The organism is Thermoplasmatales archaeon, from assembly GCA_014361245.1.
Taxonomy (GTDB): Archaea; Thermoplasmatota; E2; order UBA202; family JdFR-43; genus JACIWB01.
Genome location: JACIWB010000028.1, coordinates 1 through 19,703, shown reverse-complemented (window position 1 = coordinate 19,703; position 19,703 = coordinate 1). Strand labels below are relative to the sequence as shown.

The 19,703-nt window shown below is 32.8% G+C and carries 23 protein-coding genes and 2 tRNA genes; 10 read left to right on the top strand and 15 right to left on the bottom strand.

Annotation, left to right across the window (positions count from 1 at the left end):
- Positions 1 to 325: 325 nt before the first annotated feature.
- Together thpR and cca are read left to right on the top strand one after the other, a co-directional pair.
- Positions 326 to 868: an RNA 2',3'-cyclic phosphodiesterase gene (gene thpR / locus H5T45_05400; GenBank protein ID MBC7129147.1), complete on the top strand. Its 543-nt coding sequence runs from the start codon at positions 326 to 328 to the stop codon at positions 866 to 868.
- Positions 865 to 2,127 carry a CCA tRNA nucleotidyltransferase gene (cca, locus tag H5T45_05395; protein MBC7129146.1) on the top strand — a complete coding sequence of 421 codons (1,263 nt, stop codon included), beginning with the start codon at positions 865 to 867 and terminating at the stop codon, positions 2,125 to 2,127. The genes thpR and cca overlap by 4 nt, the downstream gene beginning before the upstream one ends.
- Here the strand turns inward: cca and H5T45_05390 are convergent, their stop codons facing one another.
- From H5T45_05390 to H5T45_05380, 3 genes are read right to left on the bottom strand one after another with little or no spacing between them, the layout of a single operon-like run.
- A complete protein-coding gene (locus H5T45_05390; GenBank protein MBC7129145.1) occupies positions 2,128 to 2,997 on the bottom strand; it encodes a hypothetical protein in 870 nt (289 codons plus the stop codon).
- Between the two features lie 39 nt (positions 2,998 to 3,036).
- Complete coding sequence (locus H5T45_05385; protein ID MBC7129144.1) at positions 3,037 to 3,357, bottom strand: HAMP domain-containing histidine kinase; 321 nt, start codon at positions 3,355 to 3,357, stop codon at positions 3,037 to 3,039.
- 47 nt (positions 3,358 to 3,404) lie between these two features.
- Positions 3,405 to 3,656, bottom strand: coding sequence for a PAS domain S-box protein (locus tag H5T45_05380; GenBank protein MBC7129143.1), 252 nt, complete (start codon positions 3,654 to 3,656; stop codon positions 3,405 to 3,407).
- Between the two features lie 490 nt (positions 3,657 to 4,146).
- On the opposite strand from H5T45_05380, the gene H5T45_05375 reads away from it, so the two are divergent.
- Both H5T45_05375 and H5T45_05370 read left to right on the top strand, forming a co-directional pair.
- Positions 4,147 to 5,610 (top strand): hypothetical protein, encoded by a 1,464-nt coding sequence (locus H5T45_05375; GenBank protein ID MBC7129142.1) that lies wholly within the window; start codon positions 4,147 to 4,149, stop codon positions 5,608 to 5,610.
- Complete coding sequence (locus H5T45_05370; GenBank protein MBC7129141.1) at positions 5,610 to 6,266, top strand: hypothetical protein; 657 nt, start codon at positions 5,610 to 5,612, stop codon at positions 6,264 to 6,266. The genes H5T45_05375 and H5T45_05370 overlap by 1 nt, the downstream gene beginning before the upstream one ends.
- A gap of 2 nt (positions 6,267 to 6,268) precedes the next feature.
- Here the strand turns inward: H5T45_05370 and H5T45_05365 are convergent, their stop codons facing one another.
- Positions 6,269 to 7,408: a formate--phosphoribosylaminoimidazolecarboxamide ligase family protein gene (locus H5T45_05365; GenBank protein MBC7129140.1), complete on the bottom strand. Its 1,140-nt coding sequence runs from the start codon at positions 7,406 to 7,408 to the stop codon at positions 6,269 to 6,271.
- A 67-nt stretch (positions 7,409 to 7,475) separates the two neighbouring features.
- Between H5T45_05365 and H5T45_05360 the strand changes: the two genes are divergently transcribed.
- Together H5T45_05360 and H5T45_05355 are read left to right on the top strand one after the other, a co-directional pair.
- Positions 7,476 to 8,546, top strand: a complete 1,071-nt coding sequence (locus H5T45_05360; GenBank protein MBC7129139.1) for an NAD(P)-dependent glycerol-1-phosphate dehydrogenase — start codon at positions 7,476 to 7,478, stop codon at positions 8,544 to 8,546.
- On the top strand, positions 8,543 to 8,959 hold the full coding sequence (locus H5T45_05355; protein MBC7129138.1) for a UPF0179 family protein: 417 nt from the start codon (positions 8,543 to 8,545) through the stop codon (positions 8,957 to 8,959). The genes H5T45_05360 and H5T45_05355 overlap by 4 nt, the downstream gene beginning before the upstream one ends.
- Here the strand turns inward: H5T45_05355 and H5T45_05350 are convergent.
- The 6 genes from H5T45_05350 to H5T45_05325 form a co-directional block, all read right to left on the bottom strand.
- Positions 8,960 to 9,032 (bottom strand) — tRNA-Val (locus tag H5T45_05350).
- A 4-nt stretch (positions 9,033 to 9,036) separates the two neighbouring features.
- A tRNA-Arg gene (locus tag H5T45_05345) sits at positions 9,037 to 9,111 on the bottom strand.
- A 41-nt stretch (positions 9,112 to 9,152) separates the two neighbouring features.
- Positions 9,153 to 9,374, bottom strand: coding sequence for a DNA-directed RNA polymerase subunit N (locus H5T45_05340; GenBank protein MBC7129137.1), 222 nt, complete (start codon positions 9,372 to 9,374; stop codon positions 9,153 to 9,155).
- Positions 9,375 to 9,378: 4 nt separating this feature from the next.
- Positions 9,379 to 9,774 carry a 30S ribosomal protein S9 gene (locus H5T45_05335; protein MBC7129136.1) on the bottom strand — a complete coding sequence of 132 codons (396 nt, stop codon included), beginning with the start codon at positions 9,772 to 9,774 and terminating at the stop codon, positions 9,379 to 9,381.
- Entirely contained in the window at positions 9,762 to 10,175 is a 414-nt protein-coding gene (locus tag H5T45_05330; GenBank protein ID MBC7129135.1) for a 50S ribosomal protein L13, read from the bottom strand. The genes H5T45_05335 and H5T45_05330 overlap by 13 nt, the downstream gene beginning before the upstream one ends.
- On the bottom strand, positions 10,176 to 10,535 hold the full coding sequence (locus H5T45_05325) for a 50S ribosomal protein L18e (protein MBC7129134.1): 360 nt from the start codon (positions 10,533 to 10,535) through the stop codon (positions 10,176 to 10,178).
- Between the two features lie 120 nt (positions 10,536 to 10,655).
- Between H5T45_05325 and H5T45_05320 the strand changes: the two genes are divergently transcribed.
- The 3 genes from H5T45_05320 to H5T45_05310 all read left to right on the top strand — a co-directional run bounded on the left by H5T45_05320 (position 10,656) and on the right by H5T45_05310 (position 13,747).
- On the top strand, positions 10,656 to 10,907 hold the full coding sequence (locus H5T45_05320; protein ID MBC7129133.1) for a hypothetical protein: 252 nt from the start codon (positions 10,656 to 10,658) through the stop codon (positions 10,905 to 10,907).
- A gap of 574 nt (positions 10,908 to 11,481) precedes the next feature.
- Positions 11,482 to 12,252, top strand: a complete 771-nt coding sequence (locus tag H5T45_05315) for a hypothetical protein (protein ID MBC7129132.1) — start codon at positions 11,482 to 11,484, stop codon at positions 12,250 to 12,252.
- 4 nt (positions 12,253 to 12,256) lie between these two features.
- Positions 12,257 to 13,747: an ATP-binding protein gene (locus tag H5T45_05310; GenBank protein ID MBC7129131.1), complete on the top strand. Its 1,491-nt coding sequence runs from the start codon at positions 12,257 to 12,259 to the stop codon at positions 13,745 to 13,747.
- On the opposite strand, the gene H5T45_05305 is transcribed toward H5T45_05310, so the two are convergent.
- The 3 genes from H5T45_05305 to H5T45_05295 all read right to left on the bottom strand — a co-directional run bounded on the left by H5T45_05305 (position 13,748) and on the right by H5T45_05295 (position 16,331).
- Positions 13,748 to 14,644, bottom strand: a complete 897-nt coding sequence (locus tag H5T45_05305) for a PKD domain-containing protein (protein ID MBC7129130.1) — start codon at positions 14,642 to 14,644, stop codon at positions 13,748 to 13,750.
- 36 nt (positions 14,645 to 14,680) lie between these two features.
- On the bottom strand, positions 14,681 to 15,391 hold the full coding sequence (locus H5T45_05300) for a UbiA family prenyltransferase (protein MBC7129129.1): 711 nt from the start codon (positions 15,389 to 15,391) through the stop codon (positions 14,681 to 14,683).
- Between the two features lie 124 nt (positions 15,392 to 15,515).
- A complete protein-coding gene (locus H5T45_05295) occupies positions 15,516 to 16,331 on the bottom strand; it encodes a DUF1724 domain-containing protein (GenBank protein ID MBC7129128.1) in 816 nt (271 codons plus the stop codon).
- Between the two features lie 127 nt (positions 16,332 to 16,458).
- Here H5T45_05295 and H5T45_05290 point away from each other — a divergent pair, with 127 nt between their 5' ends.
- Positions 16,459 to 17,628, top strand: coding sequence for a hypothetical protein (locus H5T45_05290; GenBank protein MBC7129127.1), 1,170 nt, complete (start codon positions 16,459 to 16,461; stop codon positions 17,626 to 17,628).
- Here the strand turns inward: H5T45_05290 and H5T45_05285 are convergent.
- Together H5T45_05285 and H5T45_05280 are read right to left on the bottom strand one after the other, a co-directional pair.
- Positions 17,621 to 18,073, bottom strand: coding sequence for a GAF domain-containing protein (locus tag H5T45_05285; GenBank protein ID MBC7129126.1), 453 nt, complete (start codon positions 18,071 to 18,073; stop codon positions 17,621 to 17,623). The genes H5T45_05290 and H5T45_05285 overlap by 8 nt on opposite strands.
- A 24-nt stretch (positions 18,074 to 18,097) precedes the next feature.
- Positions 18,098 to 19,501 carry an anion permease gene (locus H5T45_05280; protein ID MBC7129125.1) on the bottom strand — a complete coding sequence of 468 codons (1,404 nt, stop codon included), beginning with the start codon at positions 19,499 to 19,501 and terminating at the stop codon, positions 18,098 to 18,100.
- Positions 19,502 to 19,703: the final 202 nt, after the last annotated feature.

The following is a 19,703-nucleotide window of genomic DNA, read 5'->3' as shown; positions in this document are numbered from 1 at the left end:
TTAAAATTTTTCTTACTTAATCTTGTATAAACTGTGTCAGCATCTGGAATTTTATATTTTGTTATTTCTTCCAATCTTTTGCAACCATTTTCAAGGTATCTTCCCCTTATTGAGCAAAATGTTATCCCCTTCAAAATTTTTTCATCTTCATATATCGAATTTTTATTGGAATGAAAGTTAATAATATTTATTACAAAACTAAAACAAAGTCTATTTAATTTCCTTAAAGATTTACTATTTGCCTCAGGAAATAATTTTTTCTAAATTTTCACTTTTGGAGATACTGATTTGGTAAAAAAGATATATTTGAAAAGATATTAACATGATGAGGGCATTTATTGCAATAGATATTGGGTTCAATGAAGAAATTGAAAAAATTTTTGAAAAATTAAAAGCAACAAATGCAAAGCTTAAATTTGTTGAGCCAGCTAATATTCATCTTACGATAAAATTCCTGGGGGAAATAGATGAAAGAATGAAAGATGGGATAAAAAAAGTTATGAGCGATGCAACTAAGGATGTAAAGCCCTTTAAAGCCAGAATAGTTGGTTTGGGATGTTTCCCGGATTTTAAAAATATAAGGGTTATATGGCTCGGGTTTCATGATAATGGAGAAACCTTAAAAATAGCAAATTATATTGATGAAAAACTTGTAGAATATGGAATAAAAAGAGATTCTTCTTATAAGCCCCATATAACAATAGCGAGAATGAAAAGTGGAGAAAATAAAGAAAAGATTTTAAAAATTATTGAGGAAAATAAGGATAAATATTTTGGAGAAATAAACTGTAATTCAATAAAATTGAAGCGTAGTATATTAAAGCCGGATGGACCAATTTACACAGATTTAGAGGAGATAAAATTATGAAAATACTGGAAGAAGTTTTAAAAAAATTATCACCAAGTGAGGAAGAGAAAAAAGAAATTGAGAAAATAGTAAAAGAAATAAAAGATTCAATAGAAAAGATAAAACCGGGGGATGCGGAGGCAATGCTTGTTGGTTCTGTTGCAAAAGATACATACTTAAAAAGTGCTCTTGATATAGATTTTTTCGTTCTTTTTCCGACATATTATAAGAAAGAGGAGATGCAGAAAATAGTTATTTCTATTGGTAAAGAAATTCTCAAGGAATGGAAAATTCAGTATGCGGAGCATCCCTATATAAGAGGATTTTATAAAGGCTACATGGTTGATATTGTCCCTTGTTACAGGATAAAAAGCCCCGATAAAAAAATGAGCGCGGTTGATAGAACACCTTTTCATACTGAATATATCAAAAAAAATTTAAAAGAAGAAATGAAAAATGAGGTTAGGCTATTAAAGCAATTTTTGAAAGGTATAGGTTGTTATGGTGCGGAAGCAAAAATAGAAGGTTTTTCTGGTTATCTCGTAGAACTTCTCATTCTTAAATACGGTAGCTTTTTGGGTGTATTGAAAAATGCTAAAAATATTAAATCTTATTTTATTGATCCTGTTGATGAATCAAGAAATGTGGCTGCCGCCCTTTCAAAGGAGAAACTTGAATTTTTTATCGAGGCGGCGGATGAATTCCTGAAGAAACCCAAAATTGAATTCTTTTTTCCAAATCCTGTAAAATTGCTTGATAGAAAAGAGGTGGAGGAAAAGATAAAAAATTTTGTTGGGATATGTTTTAAAAAACCCGAAATTGTTGATGACATTCTTTATCCACAGCTTAAAAAAGCAGCCAAAAGTATGGAAAATCTTATGAAAAATTACGATTTTGAGGTTGTTGACAGAGTTTGGTATGCAAATGATGAAGTTTTTGTGGCGGTAAAGTTAAAAAAAGTTATTATAGATGAAATAAAGTTGCATGTGGGTCCTCCATTGAAGGAGAAGGAGCATGTTAAAATTTTTATTGAAAAATGGAAAAACAGCAATTTATTGGTTGGAGAACCTTTTGAAATGAAAGGAAAGGTTTATGTAAAGATAAAAAGAAAATACACAGATGCAATTTCTCTTCTTAAAGATTTTTTATATGAGTTGAATCTCGGAAAAAATATAAATGATATAAGGAAAGAAATAAAAATATGCGATTTTAGAAATTTATCAAAATTTGTATGTTTCTGGAGCGAATATCTCTGTGAAAAAAAACCATGGCAAAGATAACTATATAAGCCCCGCTCTCTGCAAAAGCAATAAATCCTCCGTCGATAACTTTTCTCCCCTTTTGAATTTATCATAAAGTTCTTCAGCTTTTTTCATAAGAGCATCTTTTTCTTTATCTATTTTCTTTTTCTTTCCTTCCTCTTTTTTACCCTCCATCAATCTTTCTATTTCCTTTATCGAGTTGAGATACATGACGAATTCATTGTGAGACTTGTCCGCATTTATTTTTGTTATTATATACTCCTCTTCAATTTTTTTTATTTCCCTCAATATCTCACGCGCTTTATTAAGGCATTCAAGCATTTTTTCGTGCTCCTGCTGCGCCCTCGCCGCCAGCTCCCTCACTTTTTCGTGCTCTTTGTCACTTTCTTCCTTTATTTTTATTTCAAGTTCTAAATATTTTTTAAATTCCTGGTTGTTTTTCAGAATGTTCTCTCTCTCCCTTATTTCCTTATTTATGGATGCAAGTTTTTCAATAATTTCCTCTTCCTCTCTTCTTTTTAGTTGTCTGGTCATCTGTTTGAATTCAAGTGCCTCTCTCTTTTTGTAAAGATTTTCTATTAAGATTCCATCGGTAAAACATTTTTTTTCAGTTTCTTCCAATTTATTCCTTACTTTCTCATATTCCCTGTTTAGCTCCTCTCTTCTTTTTTTAGCTATTGCAACTTCTTCATTTATTTCATTCCTCATTTTTTTATGCATCAGCGCCTCTTTTTTCTTCTTCGTTAATTCCTCCTTTAATTCCTCTTTTTTTCTCCTTAACTCACTGAGTTTCTTATTTAAAATATCTCTCGAATTTTTTGCCTCTTCTAACTTTTTCTTTAACTCCTTCTTTTTTTCTTCAAGTTCAACTGTTTTTATTTCTTCCACCTTCCATAAACAGATTTTTTATTAAAAATTTTTTATTTTTTATTCATATATCCTTCCTTCCATAACAATATGTTTTACAACATTTTCAACTCTTATAATTGCTTCTTTGGTTATTTCAAGTTTTCTTTTCAAAGATTCTTCTGCAAGTGGAATAGAAAGATCAAGATAACCTTTTGCAATACAAAGAGGATTAAAAAAGTAGTGAGAAATTTCCTCTAAAAATTTTTTCTCTTTTTCAAGAGTTTTCCTCATTTTTTCATTTGTTTCCTTTAATTTTATTTCCATTTCTTTTTTCTTCGTTATATCTATTGCATTCAAAAGATACGCCTTCCCTTTATAATCTATTTCGCAACAGCACATTTCAATCCATCTTATCTTATTATTTTTATCAAAAAATCTTATAGTGCTTACTCCATCCTTTGTAACTTTCCAGAATTTTTTATATCATCCTTGTGAATTAAATCAAAGAAATTTTTCTTTATTTTATCTATTTTATACCCTATAATCTCCGAGAATTTTTTATTAATATAAACAGGCTTTTTATTCTTTAATATTATAATTCCCACCAATGAATTTTCACATATTGTTCTGAAAGTTTTTTCAGAATTTTTTAAAGCATTTTCAGCAACTACTTTTTCAGTTGCATCCTCAACAAGCAATATTTTACCATTTTTTTCATTAATCTTTTTTATTGAGAAATATCTTTTGCCTATTTTACATATTCCATCTTCATTTTTTATAAATTTGGATATATCTTTTTCGTCTATTGTTGAAAAAAATTTATTTTTATATATAATTCTTTCATTTCTATCGATGTAGATTATGCCTGCTGGAAGGTTTTCGATTATTTCGTTTTTCTCTTTGATAATCCCAACCCCGTTTAGAAAAAAAATTGAATATTTAATCTTTTCTAAATTTTAGGGGGTCTCATAAAATAAAGAAGGAAAATGGGGTTAAATGGAAAAATATTATCTTTGCCGTAATTGAGGAAATGCATATTCATCTCTTTTTAAGGATTTTAAAAAGAATATGTTTTTCAGGATTGGAAACAATATCTGAAAGGAGTAAGGGCAATTAATCTTATAAACATGATTACTCTGTGCAATAAAGCTGAGTTAAATTCTTATATAATTAAATATTTCATTTTACATGAATAAGAAAGTGCTTGCGGTTTGTTTTATTCTTATTCTTCCATCAATAGTTGCAAGAGAAAAAGTAGATAATATTAATACCCATTTTTCTTCAACCTACTCCAATTTAAAAGATTTTTTTGGAAATAAAATAGGCATTGATGCAAGCAACGATGATCTTATTGTTGTATTTGTAAGAAGGGTTAGAAGCCTAAATATGGAAAATAATAAGATATATTTCAAAATATATATAGATGGAGAAAACTCGATTTTCTGGGAAGAATATTATGAAGGTATGGATATATATTTTGAATGGCCAACAGCTTGGAGAGGGGTAAATAGCACAGGGAAAATACCAATTCAGATAGAGCTATGGAAAAAAGGAATTTTGGATAAACCACTTGATATATCAAAAAATGAAGGAGAGTATTTATATGGAAAATCTTTGAATCTGCTTTTTGATGTTGAAAGTGGTGAATGGGAGGGAGACGATTTTTTAAATGATACAAATGGCTATGGGCATGCATCTGGTTATGAGGATGGAAACTATGAAGAAAATGATTATGAAATATGGTTTGATATATTTTTGTGGGATGAAAGCGGGGACAGACTCACTAAATATGAGAAGAAAAAATATGGATTGGATGAAAACAAGAGTTATGGAAATGTCGATTTAGATGGAGATGGCATACCATCCGACTGGGAAAATAAATATGGTTATAGTCCCCTTATATGGGATGATCATAAAAATCTTGATCCAGAAAAAGATGGACTTACAAACTATGAAGAATATTTAACAAGCGAATGGCTCTCCGATCCTTTTGCAAAGGATATTTTTGTAGAAGTAGATGGGATGAAGGCAAAATATTCATTGCAGAGAGATTATATGCTTCCAAAGGAAAGCATGCAGATGATATGCAATGCATTTGCAAAGCACAATATAACTGTACATTTTGACGACGGCTTTATGGGAGGAGGGGGCGATTTAATCCCGTTTGATGAAAAAATGTATGGCGAAGAACTGCAGGCCGCTCGTTTAAAATATTTCCTGAACGGAGATCCGAATAACTGGAGAAGAGGGATATTCCATTACAGCCTTATAATATGCCAGATGGGGTGGCAGGGGCGCCCCGCGGGCGGAAGGATGTTTTATGTCGATAGTCATTGTGTTGGAGGGCAATATGTAAGAAATTGGATGTGGGCTATAAGATTGCAGGGAAGCGATTATATAACTGCGATGGCAAGTGTTTATATGCATGAACTCGGGCATACTCTCGGCCTCTTTGATTTTGAGGGAATTGATAACGAAAATACTCGCTTTCCTTGGAAGAAGGAATACTGGGAATATGGAAATTATAAGAGTTGCATGAATTACAGATATGTGTTCAAGCTGGTTGATTATTCCGATGGAAAACATGGAGAAAATGATTATGATGACTGGGGAAATTTAGATTTAGAAGCTTTTAATGGGGTATGGTGGTAATGAAAAAACTCATTTTTATTCCTTTTATTTTGCTTTTGCTTTTAACTGGATGCCTTGGAGAAAAAAATCCTCCTTTTGTAGAGATAAAAATAGATGGAAAGGCAGGAGAGCAGGGATGGTATGTTAGTGATGTAAAATTTTCCATGGTTGCATATGATAACGAAAGTGGCGTGAAAGAATTGAAGTATAGAATAAATGGAGAACAGTGGCGTGATTATGTTGGAATTCCCTATGTAATTTCTCAGGATGGATATTATATGATTGAATATGTTTCTGTCGATGGAAATAATAACGAAGCAAGAGGAAGTATAACCATAAAAATAGATAAAACAAAGCCAAACATTGCTTTTGAAAATTTTGAAGAGGGATATATTTATTTCAGAGGAAAAAAGATTTTAACACCAAGAATACCTCATGATACAATGATAATAGGTGACTACAAAATAGTTGTTAGTTCAAATGATAGCACCTCTGGAGTAAAAAAAGTTGAGTTTTATATGGGTGAAAATATGGCACTGGAAAAATATGAAAGCCCTTATGAATGGGAAATAAGCAGGGGCATAGGTGTTTATAATATAACCGCAACAGCGTATGATAATGCGGGAAATAAAAATGAAATTACTGTAGAGGAAGTGCAGTTGATAAATATAATATAGTTTTATGTAACTATTTTTTCAATTTTATCATTTTCAATTGCCATCTTAATTTCAAGTGCTACTCTTCTTCCACTTGACATATTCTTTCGCCATAGAGAATTTCCATAGGGATGGCCAACTGCCATATGTATATTTGTCCCTCCTCCAATGCGTGGCGCCACATCATATATATAAAAATTCAAATCCTTGTCAATACATGTCTGCAAACAAAACGGACCAATTATTCCGCCATAATACTTCTTGCAAGCTTCAACAAATTTTTCTCCGAGCAAAAAAGCTTTTTCAAGCAATGACTCACGGATGGTTGCACTATTATGCCCGCATACCGTATATTCTGGTATTTTCTGCTTTTCAGGCAGGCTCAGCTGCTGCTCCGCCGGCAGGCGCACATGCCCATCGAGGCTTGTTTCAAACCGCCAGTCTATGCCCAGCAATTCAATTTGCTCAAATAAAGGGGAGTAGAAGAAATTGAGGTTAAATACTGGCCCTATTACATATCTCTCTATCCTTGCTTTTTCTAAATCTTCTCTTGTTATAACCCCCTGCTTTATCAGATTTTCAGATTTTTCTATATATTCTTTGTAAGAAGAGCATGTGAAAAAACCTCTTTCCAATTTTTTTACTGCATGATGAAGCTTTACTATACATAATTCATCTATGTTTTTTGCATCCTCAATTTTTTCTGGGAATGGCAAACCCGCCTTTTCAAGAAGCCAGTAGTAATTCTTTTCTTCCTCTCTTTCTTCGATCCTTAAAATTTTTCTTGAGCCAAAAAGAGGAACAAAAAAATTATTTTCTATTTCATCAATTTTGCAGTAAGAAGTAAAAGCTCTGTTTGGAATAAAAACAGCATTCTCTTCTCTTAACCTTTTTTGATTCTCATCATTTATTATATTGCTGAATTTATCGAGATTAATTATATTATCTATAAAGCCAATTTCTCTATTTCCAATTTTCCTTCTCTTAAAATAAATACTATATGTTTTATCCCTTCCTTTCTGACAAACTGCTATTGTTTTAAAGTTTTCTTCTTTTGCACCATCAAAGACATCTAAAGCGGAATGAGATGCTATTGCCGATATACTTATATTTTTTAAATCATATTCTTTTAAAATTTCATCAATTTTGTTTTTTTCTATCATGAAGTTAATACATTATACATTTTTAATTTAATCGCTTGTAAAAAAGCAAAAATTATATTTTTAGTTGTTGTATATTAGTTTAATGCCTTTTAGCAAATCAAAGCAAATGGAATTTCCTCGCGAAGTTGTTGTTGGACATGATGTAATGGATGAAATAAATGATTTGTGTGAGAGAGTCAGGGTCAAGGAAAAGGGTCTTATTGTGACTGGTGATATAACAAAAAGAGTGGCGGGTGATAAAATTTTTTCTTTACTCAGCAAAAATTATGAAATGAGCATATTATCTGTTGAAAAATCGGTGATGAGTGAGGTAAGAAAAATACAGAGATTTGCGAAAAAAGTTGACATTGAATTTATGGTTGCTGTTGGGGGAGGAAGTGTAATAGATGTTACAAAACTTGCATCCTATAAATGTAATCTTCCATTTATAAGTGTTCCAACGGCGGCATCCCATGACGGTATTGCATCCCCGATGGCATCGATAAAAGAAAATGGAACTTCAATGTCAAAAGAAGCCTCTTCACCAATTGCTGTCCTTGCTGATACATCGATAATATCTAAAGCACCCTATCGCATGCTTGCTTCTGGATGTGCTGATGTTATATCAAATCTTACCGCAATACTTGACTGGAAATTAGCAGAGAGGGTTAAAGGAGAATATTACAGCTCATTTGCATCCGCTCTTGCAGAGACTGCTGCAAAATCAGTAATTCAGAATGCAAATATTATAAAGCCAGGTATAGAAGAAGGAGTATGGATTGCGGTTAAATCGATGATTGTATCTGGAGTTGCGATGAGTGTTGCAAATTCATCCCGCCCTGCAAGTGGCGCAGAGCACATGTTTTCCCATGCCCTTGACAGAATTTCTCCAGGCAAGGGTTTGCATGGTGAGAAATGTGGAATTGGGGCAATAATGATGATGTATCTGCACGGCGGCGACTGGGAGGAAATAAGAGATACGCTGAAGGAAATAGGTGCCCCAACTACTGCTAGGGAGATAGGATTGCACAGGAAGGATGTTATAAAAGCTCTTACAATTGCTCATAAAATAAGACCAAATAGATATACTATTCTCGGAACAGATGGAATCACGAAAGATGCGGCTGAAAAAATTGTTAGAATAACGGAGGTGGTATGATGGTTGTAACTCTTGTTGGGGTTAAAATTGCAAAGGAAGGAAATGAGTTTATATATTATGGGGTGGCGAATACCTGTAAAAATTGCAAACTAAAAACAGTTTGTTCAAATCTTGAGGAAGGAAGGGCTTATAAAATATTAAAAATAAGAGAAAAAAAGCATGAATGCCCACTGCATGAGGGAGGGGTTATCGCGGTTGAAGTTGAAAAGATACCTTATGAAATAAATGTAAAAAGCCAGGAAGCGGAAGCAACATCTATAAGTTTTAAGCCAATGAGGTGCAATGAATTTTCCTGCAATGAGTATAAGGCATGCAATCCAAAGATAAAAGAAAAGGAATACAGAATTTTAAGGGTTTTGGACGATGTTGAATGTCCCAAGGGATATAATATTAAAAAAATAGTTGTTGATTAATGGGCTCGGAGGGATTCGAACCCTCGACCTCCTGCTCGTGAAGCAGACATCATAACCCCTAGACCACGAGCCCAATGCGGGCGTGGCGGGATTTGAACCCGCGACCACTGGCTTAGAAGGCCAGTGCCCTATCCTGGCTGGGCCACACGCCCTAAAATGATAATCGTTTTATTTTTAAAATATTTATTATGCTTTATTCGTATTGGGCTGCTTCATCAATGTATTCTTTTACTTCACCATCTTTTATAAAAACAGGATGGGAAATTATTGTTCTCCTGCAGCAATATCTCTTTATGTTTAACTCATCCAGAACTTTTTTTGGGTCTTCGCCATCAATATAAACTCTCTTCTTATATTCTTCAAATGCAGAAGCAATGACTTTTCCACAGGTAAAGCATCTTACAGGAATAATCATTTTTTCACCTATATGATTTTTGCCTCTTCTTTCTTGCCCCCCTTCCAAGCTGCTTCTTTGGCTCCTTTCTCCTTACATCACTAACAAGAAGGGTTCGGTCATACTGCATATAAAGGTTCTTCAATTCATCATCCTTCACAAAATCATAGATTGCTTTTGCTATTGCAGTTCTGACAGCTTCCGCCTGGCTGATTGGGCCGCCACCGCTGACAGTTACATCTATGTTTATTTTATCTTTATATTTTTCGGCAAGCTGGATTGGCTCAGCAACTATCTGCTGGAAATATTCTGGATAGGCATCAAGAAGAATTTTGTTTATTCTTACCACTCCTTTTCCTTTCTCAATATATGCCCTTGCTATTGCACTTTTTCTCTTGCCATATGATATTATTTCTGCCATTTTACACCCAAATACTCGGATAATTCTTTAAGAGTTATATAATTTGTTGATTTTTTGAAATTTGTTTTTTCTATTTGCTTGTCCGCAAATTCTTTTGGCAAACCAATAAATACTTTAAGCCTTTTATAAGCTTTTCTTCCCTTTGGCTTTTGATATTTAAGCATTCCCCTTATAGTTCTTTTAACTATCATGTGAGGCAATCTTGGAAAATATGGTCCTTTTCTTTTCATTCCCCCTATCCTCCTTTGCTCTATGTATCTTTTTATTATCTCCTTTTTATTTCCATTTATTATTGCATTCTCAGCATTTACAATAAAAACTTCCTCACCGTTTAAAAGCATCTTTGCAACAACAGATGACAGTCTTCCCAAAGGGGCGTCGGTAGCATCTATTACACGCATTTAACCACCCAAAATTCTTAAATTACTTCCTTCAGGATTTTTTTCAGCAATTTCGGTTAAGCTATAGCATTTACCCCCCGCTTCTTCAATCTTTTTTCTTGCTGATTTTGAAAATTTAAGAGCAGCAACTTCAATTTTCCCCGCTTCTCCAAGCCCTAGCACTTTTCCAGGAACAATTGCTATTTCTCCTTCTTTCAAATTTTTTACAATTTTTCCAACATTTACCTCAGCATAATTCTTTGATGGTTTCTCAAGTTTTCTTGCTATCGCTTCCCATATTCTTGCATTGTTCCTTTTTGCGGCTTCCCTGAGCAAGTTTATTGTTTTTATTAGCTGAACATTGGTTTTTTTTCTTTTCATTTAGGCAAGTATAATGAACTATTTTATAAGATTTATGCTTTATGGATAGGATTTGGTGCTGTTAGCTTAACCAAATTTTTCGATAAAAATATGCATTCCATAGATGCATTTGATGATAAAATGCAAAGGGATGCAATTATTGAAAGAAAAATGTATCATTATGAGAGAAAGAACCAGTGGAATTCATATATTAGTAAGGAGAAGCAGAACCGCCATATGGAACTGGCTGCACAAATTCGGAGTGTATTGAAAAATAGCATCTCAGACAAAATGCCTCATTGTGTTGTCATTGATGAGACATCTCTTCAGATAGGAGATATGAATTTCTGGTTTTGGTTTGTCATTGAACCTGAAAGATTGTCTTCTTTATGATAAGTAGGAGCAGAACAAACATGGCCTGTAAAAAATTGATTTGTGCGATGCGAAACAGACGAAAGGGCATGGTATCTGATACTGAAAAGATACGGGATTCATCACGAGATTATTTCCGGGGGCATCAGAAATTATGTTGAAAGGGTAATTGAAACAATAAAAGATAGAACATTTTGATAACTATTTTCCAAGCAAGAGATGGAAAATAAAACATGTGAAGCTCTGGTTTTCCATTTATGTTTTCTATTATAATTTGATAGAGCCATCAGAGTTTATCCAATAACTCCAGTTTTTTATTGTAGAGGGATAACAATGGATAATGAATATGAAAGATTTATAGTAGCGTTGTAGGAGGTGCTGCAATGCTAAAGTTAACAGCATCCCAAAAAATTTAAAAAGATTTATAAATAATACCTTTTTTACCAACATGAGGGGATGGACCCATATAGATAATTTCGGAAAAGATTTGCAGATATACGGCAAAGGGAGCATGCGCCGCCTTGTGGACAAAGATGGCAGAGTGCTTCTGGAATACAGGATGAGCAACTGATTTAAAGATAGAATATATACAAATGTGAAGGTCGAGGAAGTCATAGAAGCATTGGCTGGTGCAGATGATTTTGGGATAGATAGAGATAATTTTATAGAATTTGAAAGGAGAAAAAATTGCACAGCATATTCAATCGATGGGAGTTCTTTAAAAATTTTTGATGCATATTCATTTTCAATATTTGCAAGAAGAGTTGGATATAATAAAGCAAATGAAAAAAATATAATTGAGAGGAGAGTGGGGGAAATAGAACTGGATGTTATATATGATGAAAATGCGGATGCTGAAAATGATTCAAGGAGGGAAAATGAGGAGTATAAAATTGCAAAAGAAATTGCAGGAAATGAAATTGTTATTTTTGATGGATGTCTTAAATATGAAATTGAAGGTGTTGTTGGAATAAGTAAAAAGAGTGGCTACAGGAAAGAAAAAACTCCTTTATTATTTATAATCAAAAAAGTTGGGGATGAAATTATGAAAGAAAAATGCTGGTATTATAAAATAGGAGATGGTATATATGCTGTAAAATTCAATCCATATTCAAAATTTGTTTTTAGGGTAGATTATTTTGGAAAATATGAAGAGGAGGTTTTTTCTGAAATATCTGCATTATGCAAGGATATAAGCTGTCTTGGCTATCCCTATTGCCTTGCTGACATACACAGACATGTTAAGATAGGCAAGGAAGAGGAAATTTATTTAAAACATTTAATTCAGAAAACAGCTTTTGAAAAAGGAATTAGTCATGAGGAATGGGAAAGTATATTTTATGATTATCATGACTATATAGAGTGATAAAATGATTGGCAGGATAGTTGGGAGGAGTATAGGGGAAATAATTTTCAGGCAGGGTTACAATCAGGACACAAAAATAGGAGAAATACTTGTTGCTGATGATGGAGAAAACAATTCTCTATTTTTTCTTCGGGTTGTAGATATCCAATATGGGCAGGAAGGGGATGAAAAATGGAGTTTAAGGACCGCGGGAGATATGCTAACACTTGACGAAAAAATGGAAGAATACACATTGAAAGAAAAAGATAGGAGATTATTCAGGATATGTGTGTGCAAACCTCTTGGTTATGTAAGGGATGGAAGATTTTATAAACCAAAAAAATTGCCATCTCATTTTTGTCCTGTAAGAAAAGCAAATAAGGAGGATTATAAATTTATAGAGAGATATATGGGTGATATAGAAATAGGGAAAATCAGGAGTGGTGAAGACGAAATAGATATAAAAGTAGGAATAAAGGGGGATTTAATTCCGTATCATATTGGCATATTTGCAACAACTGGTATGGGGAAAAGCAATTTAATGCGTGTCTTTACCGCATCTGCAATGAAATCTGGCAAATATGGAATAGCTATAATAGACCCCCATGGAGAATATTATGATGCAATAAAAAAGCATCCTCTTGCGGAAAGCAGGGCGATGTTTTACTCGCCTTCCGCAGGCGGGGGCGCGAGCAGGCTTGTTTTATCGACGCGTGAGATAAGCATCAGTGATTTTGAGGAAATATTTAATTTCAGTGAAGCGCAGAAAGAGGCTCTATATGCCCTGTATTCAAAATTTGGAAGTGGGTGGCTTGATGAGCTTTATGAAAGGGAAATTAATGAACTTGTTGAGATTTTTAATAGAAGAATACAGGATATAACATTCAGTGTGCTTAAAAGGAGGGCGGAAAGAATAGTTGAATCGGATATAGTTGTTCAGAGTGAGGATATATGCTATACTGATGCAATAATAAGAGATTTGCAGAAAGGTAAGGTAGTTCTTATTGATACCTCTGGCATTTATGAATATGAGGAATTGCTTGTGAGCGTATTAATTGCAAGGAAAATTTTATATTATAACAAAAGCATTTTCAAGGATAAGGAGAAATTCAGAAAAATTCCTCCAGTGCTTATAACAATAGAGGAGGCACAGAGAGTTTTGCAAGATGGAATTTTTGCCCAGATTGCAAGAGAAGGAAGAAAATTTAAAGTCGGGCTTTGTGCAATAACACAGCAACCAAAACTAATAAAGGAAGAGTTACTCAGCCAGTTCAATACTTTTTTTATTCTGGGGCTTGCTGACGAAAATGATAGAAATATAATAAAGCATTCTGCAAAGCAGGATATATCAAATCTCGAAAAGGAGATACAGACGCTTGAAGTGGGAGAAGCGATAATAACATATCCAGGCGCCCCCTTCGCAATTCCCGCAAAAATTCACCTTTATGAAGATTACATAAAAAATATTGAAAATAAAAAAATATCAGAGGAAAAAATTGATGAAAGTTTTTACTGATTAAATTGCGAGCAGGTTTATTGAGCAATTAGCTTTATTCATTGATAAATCATATGCTATTGCTTCTATTTCGTGATAGCCATTTCCGCTCCATTCAAATGAATAAGGAGGGGAATATATTTTGCATAATAGATTTTCATCCATGTAAAATTCAACAGAACTTATTCCAGTATCATCATATGCATTTGCCTCTATGTTTATGCTTCCAACTATCAAAGGAATAAAGAATGGAATAATTTTATTTCCATTTATATAAATCCAGTTTTTAGGATTTGTTATCTCAATTACTGGAGGATTTTCCTCTCTTTTGCTTATAACAGCAAAAGTATGATTTATATCTGAATAACCATTTGAATCAGTAACTTTAAAACTTATATTATAAAATCCTGAGCTTATATATGAATGCCTCGGATTTTTCTCATAAGCAACGCATCCATCTCCGAAATCCCAGAGAAATATATATGGCTCACTTCCTCCGTAAGTAAAGCCATCAAAATTTATTTCCTCGAGCACATATCCATAATATGGACCATTTGCATCAGCAAGAGGACCATCGTAATATACCTCAACTTTTGCTGAAGCTTTGTTTCCTGAATATGAATTTGCTGTAATTTCAAATAAATTTTTTCCAGGGTAAAGTAAAATATCTATTCTGAATTCATAATAAGTTATAAAGTCAAGTTTCATCTCATCTGATATGCTTCCGTTATCCCATTGATGTGTCCATGCCAGTTTAACAAGTTTATCGTTGCAGCATGCCTCCGCATATCCACAAAATGTAATATTTCTAACATGAAATACTTCGCCGTAAGAAGGATTTGTTATTTCAATAAAAATCCCGCTTCCAAAAACATTGCTCAAAAGAATTATTGCAATTATGCAAGTTAGCCTCTTCATAATGTTATAATTTTTTATTAAAAAAATTTTTCCTGCTCAAAGGAATTTTGAAAGCAAAAAAAGCATGATAAATTCTCCATCCACCATATAATCAAAATTAAAATTTTTGCTAAATTTTCTGCAAACCAGAAATATGTAAATGTATCCATATATTATTGAAAAAAGAATTGCTGGAATATATTCCATAAAAAAATTCTTCTGGATGCATATAAACAGCCATATAAACAAAATGGAATTAACAAAAAGAAGAATTTTCATTGTTTTATTCACCCCCATAATAACAGGAATGGTATTTGCTCTCACCTTTCTGTCTCCCTCAACATCCCTTACATCAAAAACAACAGTATTTACAAAACATTTAATGAAAAGAAAAACAAAAATCATGCCCGCAAATACAATATTTCCCCCAAACACATATGGCAGGAGGGCGGAGGAAAGCGCCCATGATATAGAAACAGTTAAATTTTTTGCTAAAAATAAATCCTTCAATCTAAAAGATGATATCCTTATGCTGTATATAAGTCCCATGATAAAAGGTATTAAAAAGATTGGAATTGTATATTTATTCATTAATCCCCCCAAAAAAAGAGCCAGAAGGTAGGATAATAAGGAGAGAAAGAGAATAATAGTTTTTTTAGATTGAATAAAACTAACCCTATCTGGCAAATTTGATGCATCCTCTTCAATATCTGTTAATCTATTCAATGAATATATGCTATATGTAATGAGAGAGGTGCATAAAACCATGTAAATAATTATTTTTCCTGTTAAAAGAAGAAAGGAAAATGATATTATCGACGCCCCAACAACTGAAGTAAAAATATTTGTAAGAGTAAGGAAATGAAAAATTTTTTTTATGAATGAAAGAGGGCTAAGGTATGCTAACCTCCTTTGCCCTCGATTTATAATATTCGAACAGGTCTCTACCCCACTTTATCGCCTCCTCATCATAACTTACCAAATCCTGGGAAAAATCGTATGTTCCATCCAAATTAAATAGACCAATTGATACAAAAGATTCTGTTACAGTCATTGCCACTCTTACATCATCAATTATCCATATTTTCAGGTTTCCCTTCTCAACCTTTTCTTTTAGTTCTTTATCCGCCTCCTTTTTATATGTTTCAAAAACTTTATCCGCTATATCTTTGGATATAACAAGCTTTATTTTTGCATCTTTTTTGAGTAATTTTTTAACAAGATTAGAAAAATCCTCAACATAAACAGGAGATATTCCAGCAAGATCTTTTGCTCTGCTTACATGCTTTACATAAAGTGCAAGAACCTGCAACAAATTCTTTGGAGAAGATTTAACTATCTCAGAATTTCTAATTTCTCCTATTCTATTGATAAATTCTTCAGGAATTCCATCTGTTTCATGCATTAGCCAGAATTCCTTGTGTTTCCCTGTAACATAGAAAGAATTTGTAATATCCAAAACTTTTTGCGCCAGTATTTTTCCTGCTGGAGTTAAGATAAATCCATCTTTTTTTTCTTCTATCCATTTTTTTTCTTCAAGCTCTCTTGCAGTATGAAGGACAGATGATAAACTTATTCCTATCTCTTCCATTAAATGCCTGGATGTTTTTGTTCCTTCGAGCAAACTTATCAGTATTTTCATCTTTATTCCGGATATCAGTATTTCCCTGAACTCTTCATACATCTTATCAAATATTTTTGCCTCCATGAGGCAATATTGCTTTTTTACTATATAATATTATTTATTTTTATTTATTGCAAACGGTCAGCAAAATTGATCTGCTGGAACAATTTTCCTGAATAAAATTTTATATAAATCATGATTTATATTCAGGATGAAAAAAGATTATAAATATGAGATAATATGGGAGAGAGATTACAATGATGGATATGGAAATTGCAGGGCTGCGGTTGATTCAAAAAATAATGTTATAGTGTGCGGTGTGGATAAGGAATACAGGGGACTAATAATTAAATATGATAAAGATGGAAATCTTTTATGGAGTGATTCTACCTCTCTTAAATTATATTTTCCTTCTCAAGGCTCCTTAAAAAAGCCATTTAATGTTGATAAATTCCTTTCAAAAGGTTTTGGCTCGTTACTTGATGTGAAGGTTGATTCAAGAGATAATATAATAGCGGTTGGCTCATTTTATGATAAAAGTGGAAAATACTGCACCGCATACCTTAAAAAATATTCAAAAGATGGCTCTCCAATATGGGAAAAAACCTACGCTCCTTTCTTATACACGCAAGCCCCCTCGCTGGCAGTAGATAAAAGTGATAATATTTTTGTTGCTGGCTTCGGCGGGAGAATTTTTCCGCCCTCTGTAAATGGATTTGTTATGAAAATTTCGAAAAATGATGGCTCGATTATATGGAACAGGAAATGCTGGAAAATGGGGAAATATACTGGTTACACCTCGCTTACTGTTTTTGAAAATGATATTTTTTGCGCTGGATTTGTAGCAAAGGATGACTACAGCTTGATTATTTCAAATTTTGATAAGTTTGGAATAGAGAAAAATGAGAAAATTTTTAATTTGAGGATTGTTCCTTGCAAAATATTTTTTGATGGAAATCTTTTTATCTGCGGTCAGTTTGAAGATGCAAGCTATAAGCATTATCTGGCAAAAATAAGCAGAAATTTCAATATTATATGGGAAAAAATTGGAACAGAAGGATGGCTTTATGATTTATCTTTAACGAAAAATGGAAACATTGCAGTAACTGGAAAAATAAATAAGAACGAGTATTATGCCGGGCTATATGATGGATGGGGAAATCTGCTTTTGGATATTTCTCTTGGAAAGCTTGTAAGCAATGGAAATGATATGAATGACTGGATGAAAGGAATTACAAATGATAGCGAGGACAATTTAATCATAGCGGGAGGGGCACCAATAGCAAAAACAATAAAAGCAAGAGCTGGAATTTTTGAAGAAAAGAAAGAAAAGAAGATTAAATTTCTGGATTTTATTAAAAAATTATTCAGAATCAAATAATTTTTGCAACAATTTTACACACTTCTTTAAGAAATTCTTCATCATCGCTGTTGAATGGAGAAATATAATGGCTGTCTATATCAATTTCTCCTAAAAATTCTCCGTCTCTAATAATTGGAACAACTATTTCCGCTTTAACTTTTCTGCTGCATGCAAGATAATTTTTCTCCTTTGTTATATCTTGAACAATTAAAGCATTTTTACTCTCTGCAACTTGCCCACAGATACCCTTTCCAAAAGGAATTATTTTATGCTCCGTTTCATCACCACAAAATGGGCCTAGGATAAGATTTCCATTTTTTGCAAAATAAAAACCAACCCAATTATAATAATGAATTTTTTCTTTCAATAAAATGCATATTCTTTCCAGTTTGCTGTTTTTGTCAATTGGAAGTGATAAAATTCCTTCTATTTCTTCAATTAATTCTTTAAATATTTTCTTCATTGCAATAAATATTTTAATGATATATTAAATTTGCACAAGCAGGAAAATTAAGCCAATAATTGCTGGAATAATCCCTGCAACCAAGCCAATAGGAATCCATTCCTTTGGTTTTATATAATAATGCTTCCTCTTTTCCAACACTCCAATTGCAACAATGTTTGCTGTTGAGCCAATTTGAGTTATATTTCCACCATAGCATCCTCCAAAAAGAAGAGCCCACCACAGCGGAAAAACATTTATTCCAGAGTTTGCAAGCGATGATATTATTGGTATAAAGGATGTAACGAGAACAACATTATCTATCATTGAAGAGGCAAATGCACTAATTAAAAATATTAATATTATTATCAGTGGAAGGGATTTTGAATAATTTGCAATTGAATTAGCTATTCTATCAGATAGCCCTACATATGATATGCAACCCGCTATGGAAAAAAGAAAAATGAAGAAAACGAGATTCCACCAATCCACCCTTTCAACATATTTTTGCGCCTTTTCCCTGCGCCATGTCATTGCGACGCCGGCGCCCGCAATCGGGGCAATTATGAGGAATGTGTTTTTTTCTAAGTTGAGGAAATTTTCTACTCTTGCGTGGATTGAAATAAGGAAAATAATGGAAAAGAAGATTATAACGCCTATTTTAAGGGCTTTCTTATCTATTGTTTTATCAACTGTTTCAATAATTTCATCAACAGATTTTGAATTTTCTGATTTTATTTTTTTATTTATGTTTTGCTGAAAATTTTTTATATCGTTTCTGAAAATTAAAAGCATAAGGAGAATCAAGATCAAAAGCGAAGCAAGCCCAACTGGAAAAGCCCATCTGATAAAATCTTCAAAAGTTAAACCCGCTCTCATTGCAATTATTATTCCTATTGGATTCCCAAGAACAGTCCAAGAACTCCCTATATTTGTTGCAAAAACTGCTGATATGATATATTTAACTGAATTAACTTTATATTGATCGCATATTGATATTATTAAGGTTGAAATAAAAAGAATTGATGCAACCTCACCTACAAGAGCTGCCATAACTGCTGAAAGGAAAAGAATTATAACAAAGAGATTTTTTGCATTAAATTTTGCAAACTTACTCAATCTTATTCCAATCCAAGAAAAAAATCCAACATCTCTTAACATTGCAACAAGAATCATCATTCCAATCAGGAATATTATTACATCAAAATTCATGAATTTTAGAGATGTTTCCATATCTATTGTTCCTGTTAAAATAAGTAGGGTTAAACCAATTGCAACTATTCCAACTCTAAACCTCCAAAAGAAGAGCGATGCAAGTATTGATGTTATAAAAATAATTCCTGCTATAAATTGCTTCAAGTTGCCAAGCAGAAAGAATAAAATTGATGAAAAAAGTGCTATGAGTAAAATGAATATTATGAAATCTTTACCATTATTCTTTTTTGTCATACTTGGATTATTTTTAAGATATATATAAATCTAATTTTTTGGAAGGGGTCCGTAGAACAAAAGAAAAAGATTAAATTTCTTTATTTATTTTAAAAGGAGGGAATGGGATGAACTGGAAAGAAACAGATAAAAGATTAATTGAATTTGGAAAAGAAATGGTAGAGGGAGCATGCAATGCTCTAAAAATAGATGAGGAAAAATG

Bases quoted from the DNA above. Each gene is read 5' to 3' on its own strand.
- thpR (MBC7129147.1), top strand. From the start codon at position 326: ATGAGGGCATTTATTGCAATAGATATTGGGTTCAATGAAGAAATTGAA.
- cca (MBC7129146.1), top strand. From the start codon at position 865: ATGAAAATACTGGAAGAAGTTTTAAAAAAATTATCACCAAGTGAGGAA.
- H5T45_05385 (MBC7129144.1), bottom strand. From the start codon at position 3,357: ATGTGCTGTTGCGAAATAGATTATAAAGGGAAGGCGTATCTTTTGAAT.
- H5T45_05375 (MBC7129142.1), top strand. From the start codon at position 4,147: ATGAATAAGAAAGTGCTTGCGGTTTGTTTTATTCTTATTCTTCCATCA.
- H5T45_05370 (MBC7129141.1), top strand. From the start codon at position 5,610: ATGAAAAAACTCATTTTTATTCCTTTTATTTTGCTTTTGCTTTTAACT.
- H5T45_05365 (MBC7129140.1), bottom strand. From the start codon at position 7,408: ATGATAGAAAAAAACAAAATTGATGAAATTTTAAAAGAATATGATTTA.
- H5T45_05355 (MBC7129138.1), top strand. From the start codon at position 8,543: ATGATGGTTGTAACTCTTGTTGGGGTTAAAATTGCAAAGGAAGGAAAT.
- H5T45_05340 (MBC7129137.1), bottom strand. From the start codon at position 9,374: ATGATTATTCCTGTAAGATGCTTTACCTGTGGAAAAGTCATTGCTTCT.
- H5T45_05335 (MBC7129136.1), bottom strand. From the start codon at position 9,774: ATGGCAGAAATAATATCATATGGCAAGAGAAAAAGTGCAATAGCAAGG.
- H5T45_05330 (MBC7129135.1), bottom strand. From the start codon at position 10,175: ATGCGTGTAATAGATGCTACCGACGCCCCTTTGGGAAGACTGTCATCT.
- H5T45_05325 (MBC7129134.1), bottom strand. From the start codon at position 10,535: ATGAAAAGAAAAAAAACCAATGTTCAGCTAATAAAAACAATAAACTTG.
- H5T45_05320 (MBC7129133.1), top strand. From the start codon at position 10,656: ATGCAAAGGGATGCAATTATTGAAAGAAAAATGTATCATTATGAGAGA.
- H5T45_05310 (MBC7129131.1), top strand. From the start codon at position 12,257: ATGATTGGCAGGATAGTTGGGAGGAGTATAGGGGAAATAATTTTCAGG.
- H5T45_05305 (MBC7129130.1), bottom strand. From the start codon at position 14,644: ATGAAGAGGCTAACTTGCATAATTGCAATAATTCTTTTGAGCAATGTT.
- H5T45_05300 (MBC7129129.1), bottom strand. From the start codon at position 15,391: ATGGTTTTATGCACCTCTCTCATTACATATAGCATATATTCATTGAAT.
- H5T45_05295 (MBC7129128.1), bottom strand. From the start codon at position 16,331: ATGGAGGCAAAAATATTTGATAAGATGTATGAAGAGTTCAGGGAAATA.
- H5T45_05290 (MBC7129127.1), top strand. From the start codon at position 16,459: ATGAAAAAAGATTATAAATATGAGATAATATGGGAGAGAGATTACAAT.
- H5T45_05285 (MBC7129126.1), bottom strand. From the start codon at position 18,073: ATGAAGAAAATATTTAAAGAATTAATTGAAGAAATAGAAGGAATTTTA.
- H5T45_05280 (MBC7129125.1), bottom strand. From the start codon at position 19,501: ATGACAAAAAAGAATAATGGTAAAGATTTCATAATATTCATTTTACTC.